At 48.4% G+C, this 22,427-nt stretch carries 13 protein-coding genes; 2 read left to right on the forward strand and 11 right to left on the reverse strand.

The features are described from left to right. Positions 1-11: 11 nt before the first annotated feature. The 9 genes from rfbC to uvrB all read right to left on the reverse strand — a co-directional run bounded on the left by rfbC (position 12) and on the right by uvrB (position 18,164). Positions 12-560 (reverse strand): dTDP-4-dehydrorhamnose 3,5-epimerase, encoded by a 549-nt coding sequence (gene rfbC / locus MKY01_RS28505; protein ID WP_127551787.1) that lies wholly within the window; start codon positions 558-560, stop codon positions 12-14. A 181-nt stretch (positions 561-741) separates the two neighbouring features. Continuing rightward, positions 742-1,620, reverse strand: coding sequence for a UTP--glucose-1-phosphate uridylyltransferase GalU (galU, locus tag MKY01_RS28510; protein ID WP_076209856.1), 879 nt, complete (start codon positions 1,618-1,620; stop codon positions 742-744). Between the two features lie 295 nt (positions 1,621-1,915). Continuing rightward, complete coding sequence (locus MKY01_RS28515) at positions 1,916-5,566, reverse strand: DEAD/DEAH box helicase (RefSeq protein WP_127551803.1); 3,651 nt, start codon at positions 5,564-5,566, stop codon at positions 1,916-1,918. A gap of 104 nt (positions 5,567-5,670) precedes the next feature. Further along, complete coding sequence (locus MKY01_RS28520; protein ID WP_017692029.1) at positions 5,671-8,184, reverse strand: U32 family peptidase; 2,514 nt, start codon at positions 8,182-8,184, stop codon at positions 5,671-5,673. A gap of 327 nt (positions 8,185-8,511) precedes the next feature. Next, positions 8,512-10,407 carry a stalk domain-containing protein gene (locus tag MKY01_RS28525; RefSeq protein WP_282320135.1) on the reverse strand — a complete coding sequence of 632 codons (1,896 nt, stop codon included), beginning with the start codon at positions 10,405-10,407 and terminating at the stop codon, positions 8,512-8,514. Between the two features lie 43 nt (positions 10,408-10,450). Continuing rightward, complete coding sequence (locus tag MKY01_RS28530) at positions 10,451-11,620, reverse strand: trypsin-like peptidase domain-containing protein (RefSeq protein WP_047840633.1); 1,170 nt, start codon at positions 11,618-11,620, stop codon at positions 10,451-10,453. Positions 11,621-11,898: 278 nt separating this feature from the next. Beyond that, a complete protein-coding gene (locus MKY01_RS28535; RefSeq protein WP_017692026.1) occupies positions 11,899-12,111 on the reverse strand; it encodes a hypothetical protein in 213 nt (70 codons plus the stop codon). A 337-nt stretch (positions 12,112-12,448) separates the two neighbouring features. Continuing rightward, positions 12,449-15,307: an excinuclease ABC subunit UvrA gene (gene uvrA / locus MKY01_RS28540; protein WP_091013108.1), complete on the reverse strand. Its 2,859-nt coding sequence runs from the start codon at positions 15,305-15,307 to the stop codon at positions 12,449-12,451. A gap of 865 nt (positions 15,308-16,172) precedes the next feature. Further along, the gene (gene uvrB / locus MKY01_RS28545; protein WP_127551478.1) at positions 16,173-18,164 is read right to left on the reverse strand and encodes an excinuclease ABC subunit UvrB; all 1,992 of its coding nucleotides are present in this window, start codon (positions 18,162-18,164) and stop codon (positions 16,173-16,175) included. A 169-nt stretch (positions 18,165-18,333) separates the two neighbouring features. On the opposite strand from uvrB, the gene MKY01_RS28550 reads away from it, so the two are divergent. Next, positions 18,334-19,131 (forward strand): flagellar motor protein, encoded by a 798-nt coding sequence (locus MKY01_RS28550; protein ID WP_062837042.1) that lies wholly within the window; start codon positions 18,334-18,336, stop codon positions 19,129-19,131. Beyond that, complete coding sequence (locus tag MKY01_RS28555) at positions 19,115-19,957, forward strand: flagellar motor protein MotB (protein ID WP_338707142.1); 843 nt, start codon at positions 19,115-19,117, stop codon at positions 19,955-19,957. The genes MKY01_RS28550 and MKY01_RS28555 overlap by 17 nt, the downstream gene beginning before the upstream one ends. Before the next feature lie 100 nt (positions 19,958-20,057). Here MKY01_RS28555 and MKY01_RS28560 read toward each other — a convergent pair whose 3' ends face one another. Together MKY01_RS28560 and MKY01_RS28565 are read right to left on the reverse strand one after the other, a co-directional pair. Further along, the gene (locus MKY01_RS28560) at positions 20,058-21,236 is read right to left on the reverse strand and encodes an ABC transporter permease (protein WP_339284396.1); all 1,179 of its coding nucleotides are present in this window, start codon (positions 21,234-21,236) and stop codon (positions 20,058-20,060) included. Continuing rightward, on the reverse strand, positions 21,229-22,425 hold the full coding sequence (locus tag MKY01_RS28565) for an ABC transporter permease (RefSeq protein WP_339284397.1): 1,197 nt from the start codon (positions 22,423-22,425) through the stop codon (positions 21,229-21,231). Before MKY01_RS28565 ends, MKY01_RS28560 begins: the two co-directional genes overlap by 8 nt. Positions 22,426-22,427 lie beyond the last annotated feature (2 nt).

The following is a 22,427-nucleotide window of genomic DNA, read 5'->3' on the forward strand; positions in this document are numbered from 1 at the left end:
AGTCTGATTAATTAGTCGAAATTCAGTTCAGCATCTTTCAGTAAAGGATGCTTCTGATCCTTCTCCGATAATATAGGTTTCGTCACAGGCCAATCAATGGCCAGCGCCGGATCGTTCCACAGAATTCCACGATCATGTTCAGGCGAATAATAGGCGTCTACCTTATAAGTTACCAGGGAATTAGGCACCAAGGTACAAAATCCATGAGCAAATCCTTGAGGAACAAGCAGTTGCCGCTGGTTGTATTCACTTAGAATGACACTTTTCCATCGGCCAAAAGTAGGGGATGAGGTGCGGACATCCACAATCACATCATATATAGCCCCAGATATAACCCTCACCAATTTAGTCTGTGCTTTAGGCTGAAGCTGATAATGAAGCCCACGCAGAACACCTGCTTCAGCCGACAAGGATTGATTGTCCTGAATAAAGACGTGCTGTATCCCCTGTTCATGCAGAACCTGCTCATTATAACTCTCCATAAAATATCCACGGTGATCACCATAAACCTTGGGTTCCAATATGGCAGCGCCATCCATAAACAGCGGAAGTACCTTCATGACATCCCTCCGTTTTGCTGTTGACATCATTTCTTCATATTGACTATGTATATGTACAGTGTCGGGTATGTGTTTGTTCATTGGCCTGTATAACCCTCATATTTACTCTTCCATAAAATAAATTAAAGCCCAGCCGCGATATCATTCTTCGGCTGGACTTCAAGGGCATGCGGAAAACCATTTATTGATCCTTTACGACCTGTTCCAAATACTTCAAGAGATCTTTCCGTAGATCCGGGCGTTGCAATGCGTAGTGAATCGATGTCTCAATAAAGCCCAACTTCTCACCAACATCATGACGCAGTCCGTCAAAATGATATGCGAGAATCTGCCGCTGTTCATTCAATCGGGACAAGGCATCCGTAAGCTGAATTTCTCCCCCTACACCAGCAGATTGTTGACCTAGTATCTCAAAGATATCCGGTGTAAGAATATAACGTCCCATAATAGCAAGGTTCGAAGGGGAATCTTCGGTCTTTGGTTTCTCAATTAAGCGGCGGGCCCGAAAGACACGATCATCGGTAGGGGTCAGTAACTCTCCGTCCACTATCCCATAGCGGGATACCTCGCTCCAATCAACAGGCTGTACACCTACAATCGGAGATTGCAGTTCATCGTAGACATCGATCATCTGCTTCAGGCAGGGATGTTCCGCTTCCACAATATCATCCCCTAACAGGACGGCAAAAGGCTCGTTGCCGATAAACTTGCGGGCACACCAGATGGCGTGACCAAGTCCCTTCGGTTCCTTTTGACGGATATAATGAATATCTGCCATCTCGGAGGGTTTGCGTACTTCGTTAAGCAAGTCCCACTTCTGTTTGTCCGCCAGATTCTGCTCCAGCTCAAAAGAATAATCGAAGTGATCTTCAATGGCCCGTTTCCCTTTACCTGTCACAATAATGATATCTTCAATGCCTGAAGCTACGGCTTCTTCAATAATGTACTGAATCGTTGGCTTGTCCACGATGGGCAGCATTTCCTTAGGCATCGCCTTGGTGGCAGGCAGAAACCGGGTACCCAGCCCTGCGGCTGGAATAATCGCTTTGCGAATACGCACACGAACCCACTCCTTTTGCTAGATAAGTTGAACTAAAGATTATTTACACTGACACTACGATGACAGAACAACCTTCCGATCGCTGTTATCCCCAGATTTTTTAATTCACTTTTTTAAAGGGGAAAATCCGGGGATAGCGTATGCTTCCGATGCAGCTTTCTTTCAGAAAGCTTTTAGGCGAACGCTTCGCTTTTTCAGGTTATTTCTGTCCTCTCCGTTATCATGTAAATGATTAGTCCATCTTGTATAGATTCATATATTTAATGATTCTTATTGCTAGGATGCTTGGACTCCATTATACCATCAACAATTCGCGGATATCCTGTTCGGATAAGGTCGTCGATCCCCCGTCTCCCGGTTCGATTACTTCGGCAATCAAGTCCTTCTTGCGCTGCTGGAGTTCCAAAATCTTCTCTTCGATCGTACCCTCGGTAACCAAGCGGATGACTTGCACCACTTGTTTCTGTCCCATGCGATGGGCACGGCCAATTGCCTGTTCTTCCACGGCAGGATTCCACCACAGATCATATAATATAACGGTATCTGCCCCTGTTAAGTTTAATCCGGTACCTCCAGCTTTCAGGGAGATTAAGAACAGTTCAGCTTCGCCCTCATTAAATCTGTGACACATCTCGACCCGGCTCTGAGCAGGGGTCTGACCATCGAGGTAAAATAGGTTTCTTCCCTGTGCCGCAAGGGTCTGACGAATCAGGTTCAACATGCTCGCAAATTGGGAAAAGATGAGGATTCGTTTGCCTGCAGCCAAACAATCCTCGACCGTTTCAAGCAACTGTTCCATTTTCCCGGAATCGCCTTGATAGCCTTCCACAAAGAGGGCCGGGTGACAACACAACTGACGCAAGCGCGTGATGCCAGCCAGAATTTTGATACGATTCTTCTGGAATCCGTTATCCTCCATGTCCTTCGATGCTTCATCCTGAAGCTGGGAAAGGTATGCGGCATACAATTTCTTCTGTTCAACCGTAAGCTCTGACCGCTGTACCGTTTCAATTCGATCAGGCAATTCTTCCAACACATCCTTCTTCAAACGGCGCAGAATAAACGGACGTACCATCCGCGAGATCCGTTCCGGAGGAAGGTCGCGGAATCTTCTGTAACTTGGAAATAACCCAGGGAATACCGCTTCAAAAATGGACCACAATTCATCCAGCGAGTTCTCCACAGGTGTACCTGTGAGTGCAAAACGGCGCGGAGCTTGAATTTGTTTGACTGCCTGCGCGGTCTGGGAAGAAGCATTTTTGATTGCCTGAGCTTCATCCAAAATGAGCGTATGGAAGGTTCGGCCGAGATAGGTGTCCAAATCCCGTCGCAACAGAGGATACGACGTCACAATCACATCTGCCTCATCCATGCCTGAAAGCATATTGGCTCGTTCTTCTTTCTGACCTGCGGCAATCAGTACGTTCAGATGCGGGGCGAACCGCGCAAACTCATTAGCCCAGTTATATGTTAGCGAGGCAGGCGCCACGACAAGTACCGGGGGATGAATGACCCTCGTTCGGATTGTTAGTCCATCCTGCTGCATCGTAGACCATAAGCCATCTGTATTCACTGAAGCCATCTTGTCCAATGGGAGCCCAGTTTCGGGATCGATGTCGGTAGTCGCCAACGTTTCACCACCCCGTAATGATCCGCTCTCCCGGTATTTATCACCGCTCGTATGCTCAATGTTGTACTCAGGCTTCTCCTGAAGTACCGCTGTGATATACGCGATGCTTTGCAACGTTTTGCCAAGTCCCATATCATCCGCAAGAATGCCGCCAAAACGATAATAAGCGAGGGTACGCAGCCACTGGTATCCGCTGTTCTGATAATCCCGCAGGATGGGGGTCAGTGTCTCTGGCAATGCAAAATCCATCCGTTCGGGATCTCGCAGATCATCAAGGAAACGTTTCAGGGAGCCTCCCCACTTCACATGACCGGAAACTTCATCCCTGCCTGGCAATTGTAACGCCCGAACAGCTGGCAGCCGGATATGGCTGCTCTTGATGTCACCTGCTCCCAGCCCAAGTGAATCGGCCATGTGAGCGAAGCTATCTGCACCTTCATTTTCAAGCGAGAGAAAGACACCGCTCTTGAGACGGAAATACGGTTTCTTTTCCACAATACGACGCATGAGTTCCTGAAGCTCCTGCTCGTCCACCCCTTCCATCTCAAATGAAATCTCCAGCCAGTCCAATCCTCTTCCCAAATCTGCCCGTACTTTCGGCGGTGTTGGATAGGATTGCACCATCGCCTTCACGGCGTTTGGCATATAGATATCTACCTGTTTCTCAAGCTCAGGCAACAGATGATACATTACATCATATATTGCATCTTCCCGTTCGCTCGCCCAAACACTACCATCCCTTTCGAGAAAGGATCGATCAAGCCGTTCAATCAGATTCCGCTCTTTGTATCGATCACGCACCAAAATAACCTTTTTCTCTTCTTCATCTATTAAATACTCGGCAAGCGGATTAATAACCATGACCTCATAGTCGAATTCCAGACGCGCTGTAATACGTTCACGATAGAAGTCAATGTACAGCTTCGGTGAAAGTTCCGGTTCCGCGATCTGTTCACGCACCTGCGAATCAATGGACAGATGTCCAAGCGTACGCAGTTCTGGCACGACATGCTGTACGAATTCATCCACCTGCTGAGTCGATATATCGATGCTTTCCTTGATTCCATACGACGTGAGCGCCCCACTCAAGTCCTCCAGACTTCGCATCTGCATCGGCTCCAACATATGCAACTGTCCTTCCACCACGGCGGCATCATAAGCAGGAAGAAGAATCAGCTCACGCAGTCCCGAAATTTCAAGCTGATACCCTTCATTCGCTCCCTGGGCGATCCGGTAAAATAAAGGAAGTACCCCTTCCCCTAGTGTGAGTGGCCCATTGGCAAATCCCGTGCCCTCCATCCGACTGTCGGCCTGTAGTAGTAATTCCAGCAATGGCTTCCATACGAGCGGAGCAATCAGTATATCCCGTCCGTCCGAAGCTCCCAGATAACCGGAGATGGATTGGCGATAGGCCTCCTCACTCTGTCTCATTCGAATAAGCATCGAGAGAATGGCCTGATCCTGCGGAGTGAAAACATGCATCAATGGATCATAGTGGAACAGTTTGGTAAATGACATGGGCTCGTCCTTCTCGATACAGTTCAGGAATTGCTTCACTTTCTGCACCACATACAGACGTTTGTTACCCACTTTCAATTCAAGAGCAAGTTTCCCACCACCCTTGTGAACCTGTGTCAGCTTACATATAAACTGAACCTGCAATTCTTCCCGCAGGGAGGAACGGCTGACAGGGGCAGTGTATTTACGATCATTTCCATGCAGCGGTCTCCGATCCTTGGCAAACATGGACAGAATCTGATCCGCCGTACGGTAAGAAGGTTTATCTGCCGAGCGGCCCCACCCCGAAGCTGAGCTTGGCCGACCTGCTTGGGCAAAGTGAACGGGCGGACGCTCTGGGGCATCATTCAGTTGCTTTCGTTGTGAAGGGGACTGCGGTCGCTCCCACATGCTCTCTTCGACCAACGTCCCAACCCTGGACTTGGAACCTGAACTGGAACTGGTATTGGCTCCTTGGCCTGGAGCAGGTTGAGGAGGCTTCCCCGAAGCAATCGTGGCATTACGCTCCTGCTGCTCACCCCATTCGTGAATAGCCAACAGAACAGCAGCGACATGTTTGCAATAGTCATAATGCCTACCGTCACCCGGACAACTGCAGCCTGCCACAATCTCACCTGATCCATCTACATCCACCGTAACCTGATAACGCTCCGATCCACGTACCTGAGCTTCATAATGAAGCTGATCCTCACCGACCACCAGATTGGTCACCCTGCCAGATTGGTTATAATCTTCTCCGCGCTTGAATGCCGTGACCCCGCACAGCAATTTGATATCCATAATTGTGAATGGCGCCACGCTTCTTCGCCTCCTGTATCATGATGTAAAAAAACCCCAAGAGCTCCTTGAAGCAGAGATTGGGGTTCCTTCATGCTTGTAACTGTAGTTGTACCATACAAACATTATTTTACCAATTGACCACGTGTAACGCCCAGTTGGTTTGTTGCTTTGAGTGTTTTCCAAACTTGTGTACCACTGATCTCGCCGCGCAGTGCACGGTTATACAGATCGATAACTTCGCGTACCTGCTCCGGTGTCTCTTCCAGGAATTCCACACGGTAACGGGATACACCCAGATCCATAAAGTTGGTCAGATACTCGGCACCTGACTGCTCCACTGCGTTGTATACCGTATTACGGCAACCTTCATCCACACGTACCGGGTGAGACATGCCGATCCGGTCTTGCAGGGATGCACGCTGTTCCTCACAAGGACGGCCACAGTTCGTGAAGTCCGTTCCTTCACTCATGAACGTACAATACACACAGTGCTCGGTGTGGAACATCGGCAGATGCTGATGGATAACCACTTCGGTTTGACTTGTACGAGAGTGGCCCAGCAAATCAACCATTTGTTGAATGTTCAGGTCATAGGATGGCGTAATCCAGTCACATCCGGCTTCCAGGAACAATTCTACTGCTTTGTGATTGGCGATGTTCAATGAGAAGTCGCCGATCAATTCCGGGTGCTTCGCATCCGGGTTTTCCATCCGGTGACGCAGGTAGAAGTACAGTGCGCCTGTATTACGTACCAATACCGCATCCGGCTTCAGACGCAAGATGTTGTTGTGATATCCGTTCTCCCCAGGCATGTGAATACGCGGTGTTGCCAGCGCGATCTTGCGACCAGCGGCATGCACAGCTTCCACGGCTGCCGGGAACTGTTTGATAAACTCGAAGTCGGCATAGATCATACCGATTCCTGCTTCAATCGCTGCCTCCACTTGTGGCAGGCTACGGCAGAGTGCGGTCAGTTCTGCTTGACCACGAGCGACTGGTGATGCCGGTTTAACCGAATCACCGTACACATCTACCGCGCGTTTCACGTAGACGGGCGGTTTAGGACGCTCGCCCGCGAGTTGTTCTACCGCCTGACGACGAATGTTATTCAACTCACGCATCGGGATGATAACGTCACCGTGCAGATTGACGTCCATTCCTTCCAACTGGAACACCGTGCCTCCCAGACGACCGAACTGCTCTTCGAGCAATTCATGTGTCATTGGACGCTTCTGGGCGATGTCCAGTTCCATCTCGGAATCAATACGGACGGTCGTGCCTTTCTGCACGTCTGTCCACCATGTGCTAAGCGGCTGCCCCGGGCTGCCGATGACCTTCACCTTCACCGGGAATACACGGTACGGCTTCTCGGTCTCGAAGCTTTGACGCAGACGTTTGTCCAGCGCCGGGTCATTCGTTTTCCACACTTTGTCGCCAACTTTCACGCGTCGCAGATCCACGTCACTGCGGCCTGGCACAACGTCAACGATCCAGCCCTCTTCGGCTTCGCCTTCGAGTTTTACACCTTTGCGACGTACATCGTATACACGTCCGCCCTCTTCCTTCTGAGTCGGATCTCCGGCGTCAAATACGATCCCGTCTCCACGTTTCACGGGTGCATCCAGCTTCAGGACCACACCATCACGCAACACTTGATCCACACGACCAAGGTAGACACCACGGCTTTTCGGGAACGTTCCATCCACCAGTTCTTTGTTGTTTGTACCGCTCAGGAAACCATGCGTGAAACCACGGGAGAAGCTTTGTTGCAATTCGCGAACTTCTTCCTTGCTTGGCGGTGTGTTATCTCCATCAAAATAACGGTCAATCGCTTTACGATATTTGCTTACTACGTTTGCTACGTATTCTGGCGTTTTGAGACGTCCTTCAATTTTGAAAGAAGTTACTCCTGCTTCGATCAGTTCCGGCATCAGATCAATCGCTGCCAGATCCTTCGGAGACAACAGATAAGCTACATCACCCATCGGTTTGTGCACCCCATCCACCATCAGATCGTATGGAAGACGACAAGCTTGTGCGCACTCTCCACGGTTCGCCGAACGTCCTCCCCACATTTCGGAAGTCAGACACTGCCCCGAGTAGGATACACACAGCGCACCATGCACAAATACTTCCATTGGAAGCTTCGCTTGCTCACCGATCTTCTGGATCTGCTTCAGGTTGTTCTCCCGTCCCAGAACGACACGTTCCATATCAAACGGCTTCGTAAACTCGACCGCTTCCGGAGACGTAATCGTCATCTGTGTTGAACCGTGAATCGGGAAATCCGGCGAGATCTCGCGGATCATCTTCACCAACCCCAAATCCTGAACAATTACAGCGTCCACACCTGCATCGACACAAGCGTCAATCAGTTCTTTGGCATCCGTCAATTCATTTTCAAAAATCAATATATTAAAGGTCAAAAAACCTTTTACGCCATAACTGTGCAAAAACGCCATTATCTCCGGCAGCTCGTCCATACGGAAATTGTTCGCCCGTGCCCGTGCATTAAACTTTTCGACTCCGAAGAAAATTGCATCTGCGCCATTGGCTACCGCCGAACGCATACAATCCCAGTCACCAGCCGGTGCCAGAAGTTCAACGTCTTCTCTTCGTATTGTTGCTGTTTTCATGTAGATCCTCCCCATAACCGGCTATCCGCCGGATTTCATCCCTATATCCCTAAACGTCTGAACATACTAAGCCTAAGACTGCACCTTATCGGGTACACCTGCATTGTCACGGTATTACAATATCTATCTATTATGTCTGTATTGCCTGAACTCCAAGCTTACAGTCATTCCTATTCATCAGATCAGTAGTCATAACTCCTGAACTAGTATAGTGTACCACTTCTGCACCGACTCTTCTACGTTTTCCTGAAAAAACCGTTTACCATTTTCATTTCCAGTACAACGAAAAAAACCGAAAGGTCTTTTGACCCTCCGGCTCCACTACATTTATTTAATAAAAGTAAATGAGTTCACTGCTTTTTCCAAGGCTGCCGCCTGAACTTCTGTCTTGTTGGCATCATTCAGCCCACTTGTGATCGTATAGGTTGTTCCGTCCTTTTCAAACACGATCTGACGACCCGCATATGGCACGCCTTTGTCCAGCTCATGATACGTAAAGGAAAATGCAGGCACACCCGCAAACGTCAGCTCTTCACTGCCAAGCAACTTGAAGTTCTTACGGGTTTTGGTGGCTTCGGCATAGGCTTCTCTCAATTGGCTGACCGTCATCTCGATCGACTTGTCTTCGCTCGCCGCAATGGAGAACTCTCCGCCAGTAAAGGTGTACACCACAGGTGAATATTCGAATCGATCACTATACGGCGTCCAGTAACGCGGAATATCTACACTGTATTTATAACGTTTGGACGTACGTGTAAGTGTCTTCGTTTTGTCTGTCAAATAAGGATCTTCATCCAGCTGACCGAAATTATCGGCAACCGTATCAAAATCAATCTCCACACTCTTCATAATCCGTTCAAACCATGCCCGATCTGCACTTTGCTCCTCAGGGAACGTATACTCTGCATAATACCGATACCCATTCTTCTGCAAAAGAACATCGAACTCGGTCTGCCAGCCCCCGCCAAAGTTATAACGGAATTCATTCACCTCGGCAGTTTCTCCCGAGATATCCATCGTATATGAACCAATTGGCTCGTAACTCTCTGGTGTAAATGTCTCGCGCATCCACTTATCCAGTTGGCCGCTCCAGTCTTTTAACGTTGTACCTGCCTTCGCCGAAGTGACACGCCATTGCAGATACGCACCATCCTTGGCTTCATAGATCATCTGATTGTTATCCATCGACCAGCCGGCTGGAATCTTCAATTCAATACCATAGTCATCGTTCCACGCGGAGCGCATGCCATTATCTACGGTGGACAGATCCTTAATCGTTCGATCCGACTCTGCATAGGTTGGCTGGAATGAATTGAGTAGCGCTGCACGTTTGCCCAGATCTTTATAATTCAGGGCTTCGTAATCCGCGAGGTACACATCATATTGACGGCCTTCGCTCAGATACTGACGCATCTCCCATAACATGCCGTCTACATCCTTCACGATAATCCGTGCATAAGGTGTTTTGCCTTTCGACACCGCTTGACGATCCAGCACCGTATCTCCCGATTGTTTGGCCTCCTGGACGAGTTGCTGCAACAAATCATCCGCATCCAGAGCCACATCCTGATCGCTGACATACACTTCAAGATAATAACTGTTGTCCGCAGTGCCAAAAGTCATCATGCGCTCCTGCTCACCGGTCTGGAAAACTATAAGGTCTGCCGGGTAGTTAATGGACCAACCGTAAAAACTGTTACCAATTCTGGTTTTGCCTTCATCCGGATGAATGCCATCCTCGTCATCCACCGAATCATCAGTTTGCAACAGACGAATGACCATTTCTCCGGAGCTAGTTGGAGCTAGCGTCGCCCCGATACCGGCAACAACCGGACGAAGTGGAACCATAAGTACACCATTCACCATCTTGGGAGCGGCACCCATCTCATGTTTAACACCATCCACCCAGGAAATTGAACTGCCAATCGTTAGGGTAACCGTGTGTGGACCTTCCTTGATTTTGACAACATCATTTTTCTCCAGCCGGATTTCACTGCCAAATGCTTTCTTGAACACTCCCACAGGCACCATCGTAACACCCTTGAACTTGTAAGGTTTGGCTATGGCCTGCTTATCGCCGTTGATGTAGGCGCTCGTGCTCCCAGCTTTGACACGTAGTTCACTTGTCGTCAGATCAGATGCCCATACAGGCAATGCCGCGCCAATGGTCAGCATCCCGGTTAATACACCTGTGCTTAGCACACGTATCCATGACTTTTTCATTCCGTTCTTTCGTCCTCTCTCCATCCGGGCTGATCGCCGGGCTTTATTGTTCTTCATCTGCAAGGAACGCTTCATCTTCCTCGTCTACGATGTCTGCGCGATCAGCAAGCACCAACGTGCGGGTGACGATATCGCCATCCGATTGCATCAACAGCTTTACCTTTTGCCCAGGCAGATACTTTTTGAGCAACTCATTGATATCTACTACTGAGGAGACACGTGTACCTGCCACACTATAAAGGACATCGCCCTCTTTGATTTTGGCTTTCTTGGCTTCAGGAGACAGTACGCCCGTAATCGTTAAGGGATCATCTGTAGGCAGGCCCACAATCGCAGACCAGCTTTCTTCCAGCTGTAGCCCCAGACTTGCACGTTTTATTTTGCCATATTTAAAAAACTGATCGATGATATATTGAACGGTATCCACTGGAATCGAAAACCCCAAACTCTCTACGCCGACCGCAGAAAATTTCATGGAATTGATACCAACCACTTCACCCTTCAGGTTGACCAGTGGTCCTCCGCTATTTCCTGGGTTAATGGCCGTGTCGGTCTGGATCAACCGATAGGTCGCCTCCACACCACGATTCAAGCCGCTAATTACCCCTACGGTTGCCGAGTTGCGCAAAGAAAAGGAAATCGGCGTACCCAAGGCAATCACCGTTTCTCCAACAGTGGTTTGTGAAGCTTTGGCAAAGCTCGCCGGTTTGAGTGATTTGGCATTGATTTTGATTAGAGCCAGATCACTTAGTGCATCACTGTATGTTTTCGTAATTTTGTATGTATTGCCATCCGTCGTTACGACCACGGGGTTGGTTAATCCGTCGACCACGTGAGCATTCGTTACAATCCATCCGTTCGACCGGATAATGACACCTGTACCATGTGCAAGATTATAACGGTCGTCTGATGTTGCACCGTCCTGCACTTCGGTAGATTTCCCAATAATGCCTACGACGGAAGGAGATACCTTTTCGATCACTTTGGGAATGGCTTCACTTCCCTTGTACGTGTACGTTCCTGATTTGGCATCATATTGTCCACTTCCACCAACTGCCTTGAGCAGATCCTTGGTGTTCACATAGACTTGACCGTCTACCACTTTCGCTTGCATCGCCGCTTTGGATTCAGCTGCACCGGCCGTTGCCGCTACACTAATCGAGAGTACAGCAGCCATCAGTATGGCTATCCCCTTTTTACCCAACACGCTCATATTCTCACCTGACCCTCTCTATACATCCTTCTTGCGCGACTCGACATCGGATTCATCGCTGAATCTATTCTCTTTTTCTCTCATCTGCAATTCCGGTATCCCTCAATGTATCATACAGAATCTGGATATACAATTGTTTTAAGTCCTATTTTAGTAGAGAAGATAGAATCTTGTTCAATCGCTCCATATAAACGAAAAAAAACACCCTCCATGTCTCCCATGGAAAGTGTTCCTCCATATCTCTTTTGGCTTAAATTCCATTCACTTCAGCAGCATTCCTACTGAGCAAACCAACCCGTTATCATCGCATAGTCTGTCATCAGAAATACCAGTAGGCTGACTACTGCAAATCCGATCGCAAACAGATTTTTCTTCGGTGCCCGAAGAAGCCGAACTACTCCGATGAAAATCAGGATCGTAAATAAGATGACAAAAATATCAAATGCATTAAAATTCGATGTACTCGCCGTGGCAGCTTCTGCAAACAGCATGGATAGACAGACCTCCTTACCATAGTTGAACAGCTAACGCATACCCTAATATCTTCCTCTATGTTATCTGTACCCTGCTTGTAATGCAAGCCCTATCATCCATAAAAATGAAAAAAAGACAATTTGGCCGAATATTCCTGTAACGCTCGTCGCAATGCATATGTAAACACTTTCACGAAATAACCTTAGTCCGAAGGAAACACCGTGCATAATTCATAATGAAAGCCCTTCTTCTCAGAAGCAGAGCACATTAGATCGTAATCCAACGTCTTTACCTTTTCGAGAAGAAGGGCCAATACTGCCACTTCATATTGGTATAACTACTGGTTAGAGGACCTTAGTCCACCAACTGCAGTGCCTTGCTCCGCTCGGTATCCCGCTCCAGAACCGGCTTCAAGTACTTGCCGGTATAAGAAGCTTCCACTTTAACGATATCCTCAGGTGTTCCGGTTGCAACAATGGTACCTCCACCGCTACCGCCTTCTGGACCCAAATCAACAACATAGTCTGCCGTTTTGATCACATCGAGGTTATGCTCGATCACTAGCACCGATTCCCCAGAATCAACCAGACGGTGTAATACGTTCAGCAAACGGTCGATATCATCGACATGCAAACCGGTAGTCGGTTCATCGAGGATGTAGATGGTTTTCCCTGTACTGCGGCGATACAGCTCGGAAGCAAGCTTCACACGCTGGGCTTCACCACCAGACAATGTGGTCGCAGGTTGTCCCAGGTTGATATAACCCAATCCCACATCCATCAGTGTCTGCATTTTACGATGGATCTTCGGAATGTTCTCGAAGAATTGGGTTGCATCTTCAACCGTCATTTCCAACACATCGGATATATTTCTGTTTTTATATTTCACTTCAAGCGTTTCCCGGTTGTATCGTTTGCCTTTGCAGACTTCACAAGGAACATAGACATCCGGCAAGAAGTGCATCTCGATTTTGATAATACCGTCTCCACGGCAGGCTTCACAACGTCCACCTTTGATATTAAAACTGAACCGGCCTTTCTTGTATCCACGTACCTTGGCTTCGTTCGTCTGAGCAAACAGATCCCGGATATCATCAAAGACACCGGTATACGTAGCCGGGTTGGAACGTGGTGTCCGCCCGATTGGCGACTGGTCAATATCGATAACTTTATCGATATGCTCCAGACCACGAATCTCTTTATGTTGACCCGGACGTACCCGAGCACGGTTCAGATCACGTGCCAGCGTTTTGTAGAGGATCTCATTGATCAATGTGGATTTACCTGAGCCAGACACACCCGTTACCGCAGTAAATACACCTACAGGAATCTTCACATTCAGATTCTTCAGGTTATTTTCTTTGGCTCCACGTACTTCCAACCAACGGTCTCCTACACTTCTACGTTCAGTACGAATCGGAATGAATTTGCGTCCACTCAGATATTGACCGGTTAAGGAGTTCTCATCGTTCATGATCTCCTCCGGTGTACCCTGTGACATGATGGTACCTCCGTGGATACCTGCACCTGGGCCAATATCAATAATATAGTCGGCAGCCATCATCGTATCTTCATCATGTTCAACCACGATCAACGTGTTACCAATGTCTCGCATATGCGCAAGTGTTGAGATCAGACGGTCATTATCCCGTTGATGCAAGCCAATACTTGGCTCATCGAGAATATACAGCACACCCATCAGGCTGGAACCAATCTGTGTAGCCAGTCTGATCCGCTGAGCTTCCCCACCGGACAATGTTCCGGCAGCACGACTCAGTGTAAGATAATCCAGACCAACATTCACTAGGAAGCCGAGACGACTGTTGATTTCTTTCAGAATAAGCTTGGCAATCGTCTGCTCTTTCTCCGACAATTCCAATGTATCAAAGAATCGGCCAGCTTCACCAATGGACAAACTAGTCACATAGGCCATGTTGTGATCATTGATCGTAACCGCAAGACTCTCGCGTTTCAGACGCTGACCTTTACATGTACCACAAGGCTTCGCACTCATGTAACCCTCAATAAACTCACGGATACCTTCAGATGCTGTATCCCGGTAACGACGCTCCAGGTTATTCACGATACCTTCGAAGGTAACCAGTGCTTCCTTCCGTTGTCCAAAGTCATTCTCATAGCGGAAACGGATTTTCTCCGTACCTGTACCCTGCAACAACTTGTTCATCTGCTCAGCCGGCAGATCTTCGACAGGTACATTTTGCGGAATGTTGAAGTGCTCACATACCGACTTCAGGAACTGCGGATAATAGGTGGATGTACCACCTGTCCAAGCATCAAAAGCTCCATCTTCGATGGTCTTAGTCCGATCTGGTACCAGCAGATCAGGGTCAACGATCATTTTGACACCTAACCCATCACAATCCGGACAAGCCCCGAAAGGACTGTTAAATGAGAACATCCGTGGTGCAAGTTCTTCAATACTGAATCCGCACACCGGGCAGGCAAAGTTGGAACTGAAGCGCAGTTCTTCTTCACCCATAATGTCTACCAGGAGTTGTCCTCCGGACAAATTAAGTGCCGTTTCAATGGAGTCCGCCAGACGCGCCTGTACATCATCCTTAACAACGATCCGGTCAACGACCACTTCAATCGTATGCTTTTTATTTTTCTCCAATTGAATATCTTCTGACAGGTCACGCAGTTCCCCGTTCACCCGTACACGGACAAAGCCCTGCTTGGACACATCGGCAAATACACTTTTGTGCTCACCCTTACGACCAGAGATAATGGGCGCCAATATTTGTAGCCGGGTACGCTCCGGGTATTGCATAATGCGGTCAACCATTTGTTCTACAGTCTGGGAGCTGATCTCCACGCCATGGTCCGGACAATGTGGATGGCCCACACGTGCAAATAACAAACGCAGATAATCATAAATTTCGGTGACGGTTCCTACTGTGGAACGTGGGTTACGGCTTGTTGTTTTCTGATCTATTGAAATGGCAGGAGATAATCCTTCGATGGAATCCACATCCGGTTTCTCCATCTGTCCCAGAAACTGGCGTGCGTAAGCTGACAATGATTCTACATACCGCCGCTGTCCTTCAGCATAGATCGTGTCAAAAGCCAGCGAGGACTTGCCTGAGCCACTCAGACCGGTCAATACAACAAAGCGGTCACGCGGGATGGTAATGTCGATATTTTTCAGGTTATGCGCTCGTGCGCCTTTAATGACAATGTTATCGCTCGCCAATAGTATTCATCCTCTCAGTGTGTTAATCCAAACCTTTAAAGGCTTTTCGATCCCTCCCAAACCCTCCCTTCCAAGGGAGGGTTTGGGAGGGCGCAGCCCTCTGGACACCCGAAACAAGCGGTGCAACGGTGAGGGGTCGGGTCTTGCTATGTGAAGGGTGGTCGTGTGCCCGCGGCTCCGTATAAGGTTCCGGCTCATTGCCGGAACCTTATACGGCCGCTCTACTGCGAGGTGACGCTCTCGGCTTCGCCACGTTCGCGACAAGGTCGCCATTGCCTTCGGCTCGGCTCCTAGGTCAAGAACGGGACGCTCTCAGCTTCGCCTTGGTCGCGTCAGGTCGCCATTGCCTTTGGCTCGGCTCCAAGGTCAACACCGGGACGCTCTCGGCTTCGCCACGTTCGCGACAGGTCGCCATTGCCTTCGGCTCGGCTCCAAGGTCAATACCAGGTCGCTCTCGGCTTCGCCTTGGTCGCGGCAGGGTCGCCATTGCCTTTGGCTCGGCTCCAAGGTCAACACCGGGACGCTCTCGGCTTCGCCACGTTCGCGACAGGTCGCCATTGCCTTCGGCTCGGCTCCAAAGGTCAAGGGCGGGACGCTCTCGGCTTCGCCTTGGTCGCGGCAAGGTCGCCATTGCCTTCGGCTCGGCTCCGAGGTCAACACTGGGGCACTCTCGACTCCCAATTGCTTTCCTATAAACCTTTTAACCAATTTCAACATTTCTATCAGTATAGACCTGAATTCAAGATTTCAACATCTCTTATTATCGGTAGATATCAACGATTTCCTTACTCAACAAGAGAACGGCCAATTGGCCGTTCTCTTGTTACAGATCCATCTTTACTGGAGCATATGAATGAGCTGTATCTTATTCAGCGCGAAGTTCCAGCAACGCATCGCGAAGCTCGGCAGCACGCTCAAACTGCAGGTTTTTGGCTGCATCTTTCATCTCTACCTCTAGGCGCTGAATAAGCGCCTGGCGATCTTTCTTCGACATCTTCTCGGCTGCGCCTGTGAGATAGTCTTTCTTGGATTCGGCAACTTTGGTTGCCTCTATTACATCACGCACTTTTTTACGAATCGTCTGTGGTGTAATTCCATGTTTCTCGTTGTACTCGATCTGGATTGCACGACGACGCTCTGTTTCCTTTATCGCTTTATCCATCGAATCCGTTACTTTGTCACCGTATAGAATAACGCGACCCTCGCTGTTCCGTGCCGCACGACCAATCGTTTGGATCAGTGAGCGTTCGGAACGCAGGAATCCTTCCTTATCAGCATCCAATATAGCGACGAGGGAAACTTCGGGCAGATCGAGACCTTCCCGGAGCAAGTTAATTCCGATCAGGACATGGAAAACGCCCAACCTTAAATCACGTAAAATCGCCATCCGTTCCAACGTTTTGATCTCGGAGTGCAGATAACGAACTTTGATTCCAACTTCCTTCAGATAATCCGTCAGGTCCTCGGACATCTTCTTCGTTAATGTTGTAATCAACACACGCTCGTCTTTGGTAATCCGGTCGTTAATCTCACCAATCAAGTCATCGATCTGCCCCTTTGTTGGACGCAGTTCAATGATTGGATCAAGCAGTCCGGTTGGACGGATAATCTGTTGCACCATCGTATCGGTATGCTCTATCTCATACGGGCCTGGTGTGGCCGATACATAGATGATCTGATCCATCTTGCCTTCGAACTCATCGAATTTGAGTGGACGATTATCCAGCGCTGACGGCAGACGGAAACCATGCTCAACCAATACCGTCTTCCGCGCCTGGTCACCATTGTACATCGCACGGATCTGTGGCAGAGTCACGTGAGACTCATCGACCACGATCAACATGTCATCCGGGAAGTAATCCATCAGTGTGTATGGGGTATCGCCGCGTTCGCGGAAAGTCAGCGGACCGGAATAGTTCTCAATCCCCGAACAGAATCCAACTTCCTTCATCATCTCGATATCATACCGTGTGCGCTGCTCCAGTCGCTGAGCCTCCAGCAGTTTCCCCTGTTCACGCAACACTTCAAGACGCTCCTCCAGTTCACGCTCAATGTTCACCAGCGCAACCTTCATTGTCTCTTCTTGCGTTACGAAGTGAGACGCCGGGAAGATGGCAATATGTTCACGTTCACCAATCAGTTCTCCGGTTAACACATCAATCTCCGTAATTTTCTCGATCTCATCACCAAACAATTCAACCCGAATTGCATGTTCACCCTTGGAAGCAGGGAAAATCTCAACAACATCCCCACGAACACGGAATGTACCCCGCACAAAGTTAATATCGTTCCGCTGATACTGGATCTCTACCAGACGAGACAAAATCTGATTGCGCGGTTTCTCCATGCCTACCCGAAGTGACAGCAACATGCTTGAATACGAGTGCGGTGAACCCAAACCATAAATGCAGGAAACACTCGCTACAATGATGACGTCCCTGCGCTCAAACAACGAACTTGTCGCTGCATGCCGCAGTTTGTCGATCTCTTCATTAATACTTGAATCCTTCTCGATATACGTATCGGAGGACGGGATATATGCTTCTGGCTGAAAATAATCGTAATAACTGACGAAATACTCAACCATGTTATTAGGAAAAAAATCTTTGAACTCACTTGCAAGCTGCGCTGCCAACGTTTTATTGTGTGCAATAATCAGCGTCGGACGTTGCAGTTGGGCTATCGTCTGGGCTATCGTAAACGTCTTACCCGTACCCGTTGCACCCAGCAGTGTCTGGTATCTCTTCCCCTCCTGAACACCCTTCACCAATTCTATAATGGCTGCAGGCTGATCACCTTGGGGAGAAAACTCTGACTCGATTTCGAACGTTTTGTCGCTCATTATAATATCGCTCATTGCCGTATCTCACCCTATCGTCTAAAATAATAGTCACTATATATTGTCGAAGTTCCCCGAATTTTCATATGGGAAAACTTATAGTAATAGGAATATTTGTTCCCGTTTAATTATACCTCGTTCGTTTTAGTGATGCAAACGTGAAATGAAGATAGGAGTGGGTTAATTTATGGATATTGCGACACTTATCGGTATTATTGCCGGAATTGCCGCAGTCATTAGCGGTTTTTTGTGGGAAGGCGGCCAATTGTCTGGTCTCCTGCAAAAAACGGCTGCTTTAATTGTATTCGGTGGAACGATTGCTGCTGTGGTTGCCAGTTTCCCGGCGCATCGCCTTCGTACGATTCCAGCTGCCCTGCGTATGGCTTTTGGACGTAACAATAATGAGTCAGGCTTGTGGGTTGAAGAACTGGTGGAGATGTCTTCAATCGCACGCCGCTCAGGTGTACTTGCATTGGAACGCAAGGTTATGGATCATCCGCATCCATTTTTGCAAGACGGTATTCAGATGGTTGTTGATGGTACCGATCAGGATGTAGTTCGCCAGATCCTGGAGATGGAGATCGATTCTATTGAACAAAAACATGAGGGTTACGCCAAAATATTCGAATCCGCTGGTGGGTACGCTCCAACCATGGGGATCATCGGAACCGTGATGGGACTTATTCAGGTACTTGGCAGTTTGACCGATCCAACCGGACTCGGACCTGCCATTGCTGTTGCCTTTACCGCAACCCTGTATGGGGTCGCCAGTGCCAATCTTATCTTTTTGCCCATTGCCTCCAAGATCAAATCCAGAGGTGCCGATGAAGTGCAGACCATGGAAATGCTTCTCGAAGGTGTACTTGCCATTCAGAACGGTGAGAATCCCCAGCTTGTACGCAAAAGACTGGAGTCCTTCACCCTTACGCATCGTCAGCATATACGCCCCCTAGCAAAGGAGGGATTGGATGAGTCGGCGCAGTAAACGGCGCGGAAAACGTGAAACTATCGATCATCGGGATCGCTGGATGATTACTTATGCCGATCTCATAACGCTGCTTTTGATCTTTTTTGTCATCATGTATGCCATGAGCAATCTGGATTCCGGTAAATATGACGTCGTTACTCAATCGTTACAAAATACATTTAATGCGTCCGACTCAATCCTTGAGCTTGGTGAGGGACTCGGTGAGAAACCCGGTCAAACGATTACAGAGACTCCACCATCCGAGGTGCAGGGTGAAGATCCTTCAGATGGTGAAGGAAACCCTTCCGATTCCGGGACTGCAACACCAGATAATGACAACAAGCCCCTCACAGAACGGGAAGAACAGTTCAGATCACAGGAGCAGGAATTGCAAAATCTGTTCAATGTGATTACCCAATATATCGAGGATAATAAACTGGAAAATCAGATTTTTGTTGCGGACAAGCCACAGGGCCTATCCATTACACTTAGTGACCGCTTCCTGTTTGATCAGGGACAGGCCGCTCTAAAGGACGGTGCAGCACCAACGCTAAGTAAACTTGCCAGCCTGTTCCGTGATCTGAACACCGTTGTCAGCATTGAGGGTCACACCGATAATGTTCCTGTGGGAGCAAACTCCGCCTATACCGATAACTGGCAGCTTTCCGGGGAACGTGCACTGTCTGTATTACGATTTTTTCTGGATACAGAGAAACTTAACCCGGACGGATTCCAGTATGCCGGATATGCGGATACTCGCCCAACGGGTGACAATACCACAGCCGCCGGAAGACAAAAGAACCGTCGGGTTGAAATAACGGTCCTGCGTCAACTCCAACCTTAATCATCAATATCTCACATAATGCATCATTCCTTATGCAAAGAAAGCACGCTCTAACTGAATTCAATTCAGTAGAGCGTGCTTTCTTTTATGTCGTATTACCTTATGCCTCTACTCCTGGCTGGCTAGGGCGTAGAATCGCAGAGCCAACAGTCAGTAAAATGGCAGCCATGCCAAACAAAATCAATAGTGGCAATGTGATATCCGACAATGTACCACCAGCAGAGATCGTCTCCACTGCCTGAATCGCCCATTTCTGTGGAACAAAGTTGGCGAGCTTTTGCATATAATCCGGCATCAACGAGATCGGCCAGAAACAACCACCTATCATGCAAGTTGGCATAATGACAAGTGAATTCAGCATGTTGGCATTTTTGGAATTACGGATCAATCCAGCAACCGTACTTGCGATGCCCATGGAGACCAGCATGAACGCTGCCAAGATCATGAAATGAATTCCAAAAGGAATGCCGGCATCATAATGCAGCAGCCACCTGCTGACTCCCAAAACCAGAACAATCTGAATCATGCCAATGATAAAGCTACCCAGGAAATTGCCAAGTGCAATCTCATATGCACGAACGGGCGCCGTATATACTCTGGCCATCGTGCGTTTCCTGCGATCTTCCATTATCACAGCCACTGCACTGGTCAGCAGCCCCATCATAAACATGATTGTAAATCCAGTCACATTGTTCAGGCCTGGCTTGGGATAGATCTGCAGATCGGTGACTTCACCAGCAACCTGATGTTTTCCTATCTCCTGTAGAAGCTGTTCAAATGGCTTCTCTATACTCGATAGTATATCCGTCTCACTTGAGACAGGACCTGCCGCCACCTTAACAGCTGAAGCAGATTGTTGCAATCCCCTAGTCAAACCTTCAACAGCCGCTCGTAGGGTATAGGAACCTTCACTTATGCGCAGTTCTACCAGTTGAATTTCGGTTGCCTTACCCTGTAACAGATCCTCTGTATAATGTGCGGGAATGATAATGCCAGAACTTCCTTTTTGCTGAGCGATAGCTTCCTTCACTTCTGCTTCGTTGTTCATTGGCTTGAGCAGGTACTCCTCCTTGTCAGCAAGTTCATGAATCATCCATGTCCCTGCTACCCCTGTATCCTCATTGACGTAGGGAATGACCGTCCGTGTACTCTGCTCACTTCCAAAAAGGGCAACCGCTCCCGTAACCACCAGGCAAGGCAGAAGCAGAAACGTAATGAAGCCCATTTTACGGCCAAGTGTACGTCTAATCATCAACCAGGCGATGTGTAGACTATTCATATCGGTATCCTGCCTTTCTATAGATCAATCCTGAGATGAACAGCAATACAGCGCATACCACGCCTAACATTAAAATGTTATACACAATCTCTCCTACAGGTGCATCCAGCATCATTCTCAGAAAGCTCTGGAGCGCCCAGTGGTTAACCGTAAATTCACTAATCCGTTGTACAAAATCAATTGGAATGGGCCTAAATCCACCGCTAATGAATGTCATGGCAATGATGATACCTTGTAAGGTTGCACTGGCCGATGCTGTGCTTTTACATACCAGTGCGACGATCACGCCTAAAGTCATGGATGCCAAGGTGATGAATACACAAGTCAGCACAATATACCAAGGATGGGTTCCCCAATCCACACCGTAGAGCCAATATGTCATAAGGATGATCGTTGTTGCTTGTAAGAAAGCGAGCAGACTATTACCTGCAATTTTGCCAGCGAAAATAACTCCATTACCTATAGGCGCAGCCTGAAGGCGAATTAACGTTTTGTTATCACGCTCTCCAAAAAGGCTGGTACTGGTTGTCATGCCTGAGTACAACATGAACATCGCCAGCATGGAAGCTGCATAGTATTGGGAGGCACTATACGCCGTACCTGTCTTACCGGGATTAGTGACAGCAATCGAGGTTGAATTCGCCGTACCAGACTCCGAAGCAGAGGCCATGGCAGCAATTACTTCCGGACCGAGCACTTTGGTAATCGCCATCTGTCGGTTCCATTCATCCGTAAAACGTGTGAACAAAGTTTCACCCAACGTATTAAGTGTGTTGTCCTTTCCTCGTATCCACTGTAACCTGGCCTCTTTCCCCATCATCACGTTTTGCTCAAAATCCGAAGGAATCATTACAGCAAAGTCCAGCTTGTCGGTACGCAGCGAATGAACGGCCTCTTCTTCAGTTGTAAAGTTCTGCACCTTGACCATCTCAGCCACTTCCGGGGATTTAACGAATGAATCCAGTGCTTGATTAACCGTACTTGATCCTCCCCCAGATTCAGTACTCAAATGGATGATTCCCACACGTACAGTATCCGGAATAACATCCTCCGCCGTACCCATCGTACTGGAAAGTGCCGTGCCCAATATAAAAATCAGTAACAACGGCAAAATAAACAGGTTTAACACCACAGATCGAATCTTAAGAATACGCCTTAATTCAAAGATGCAAATATGCCATATATTCATCA

This window comes from Paenibacillus sp. FSL R5-0486 (assembly GCF_037975155.1).
Lineage (GTDB): Bacteria > Bacillota > Bacilli > Paenibacillales > Paenibacillaceae > Paenibacillus > Paenibacillus amylolyticus.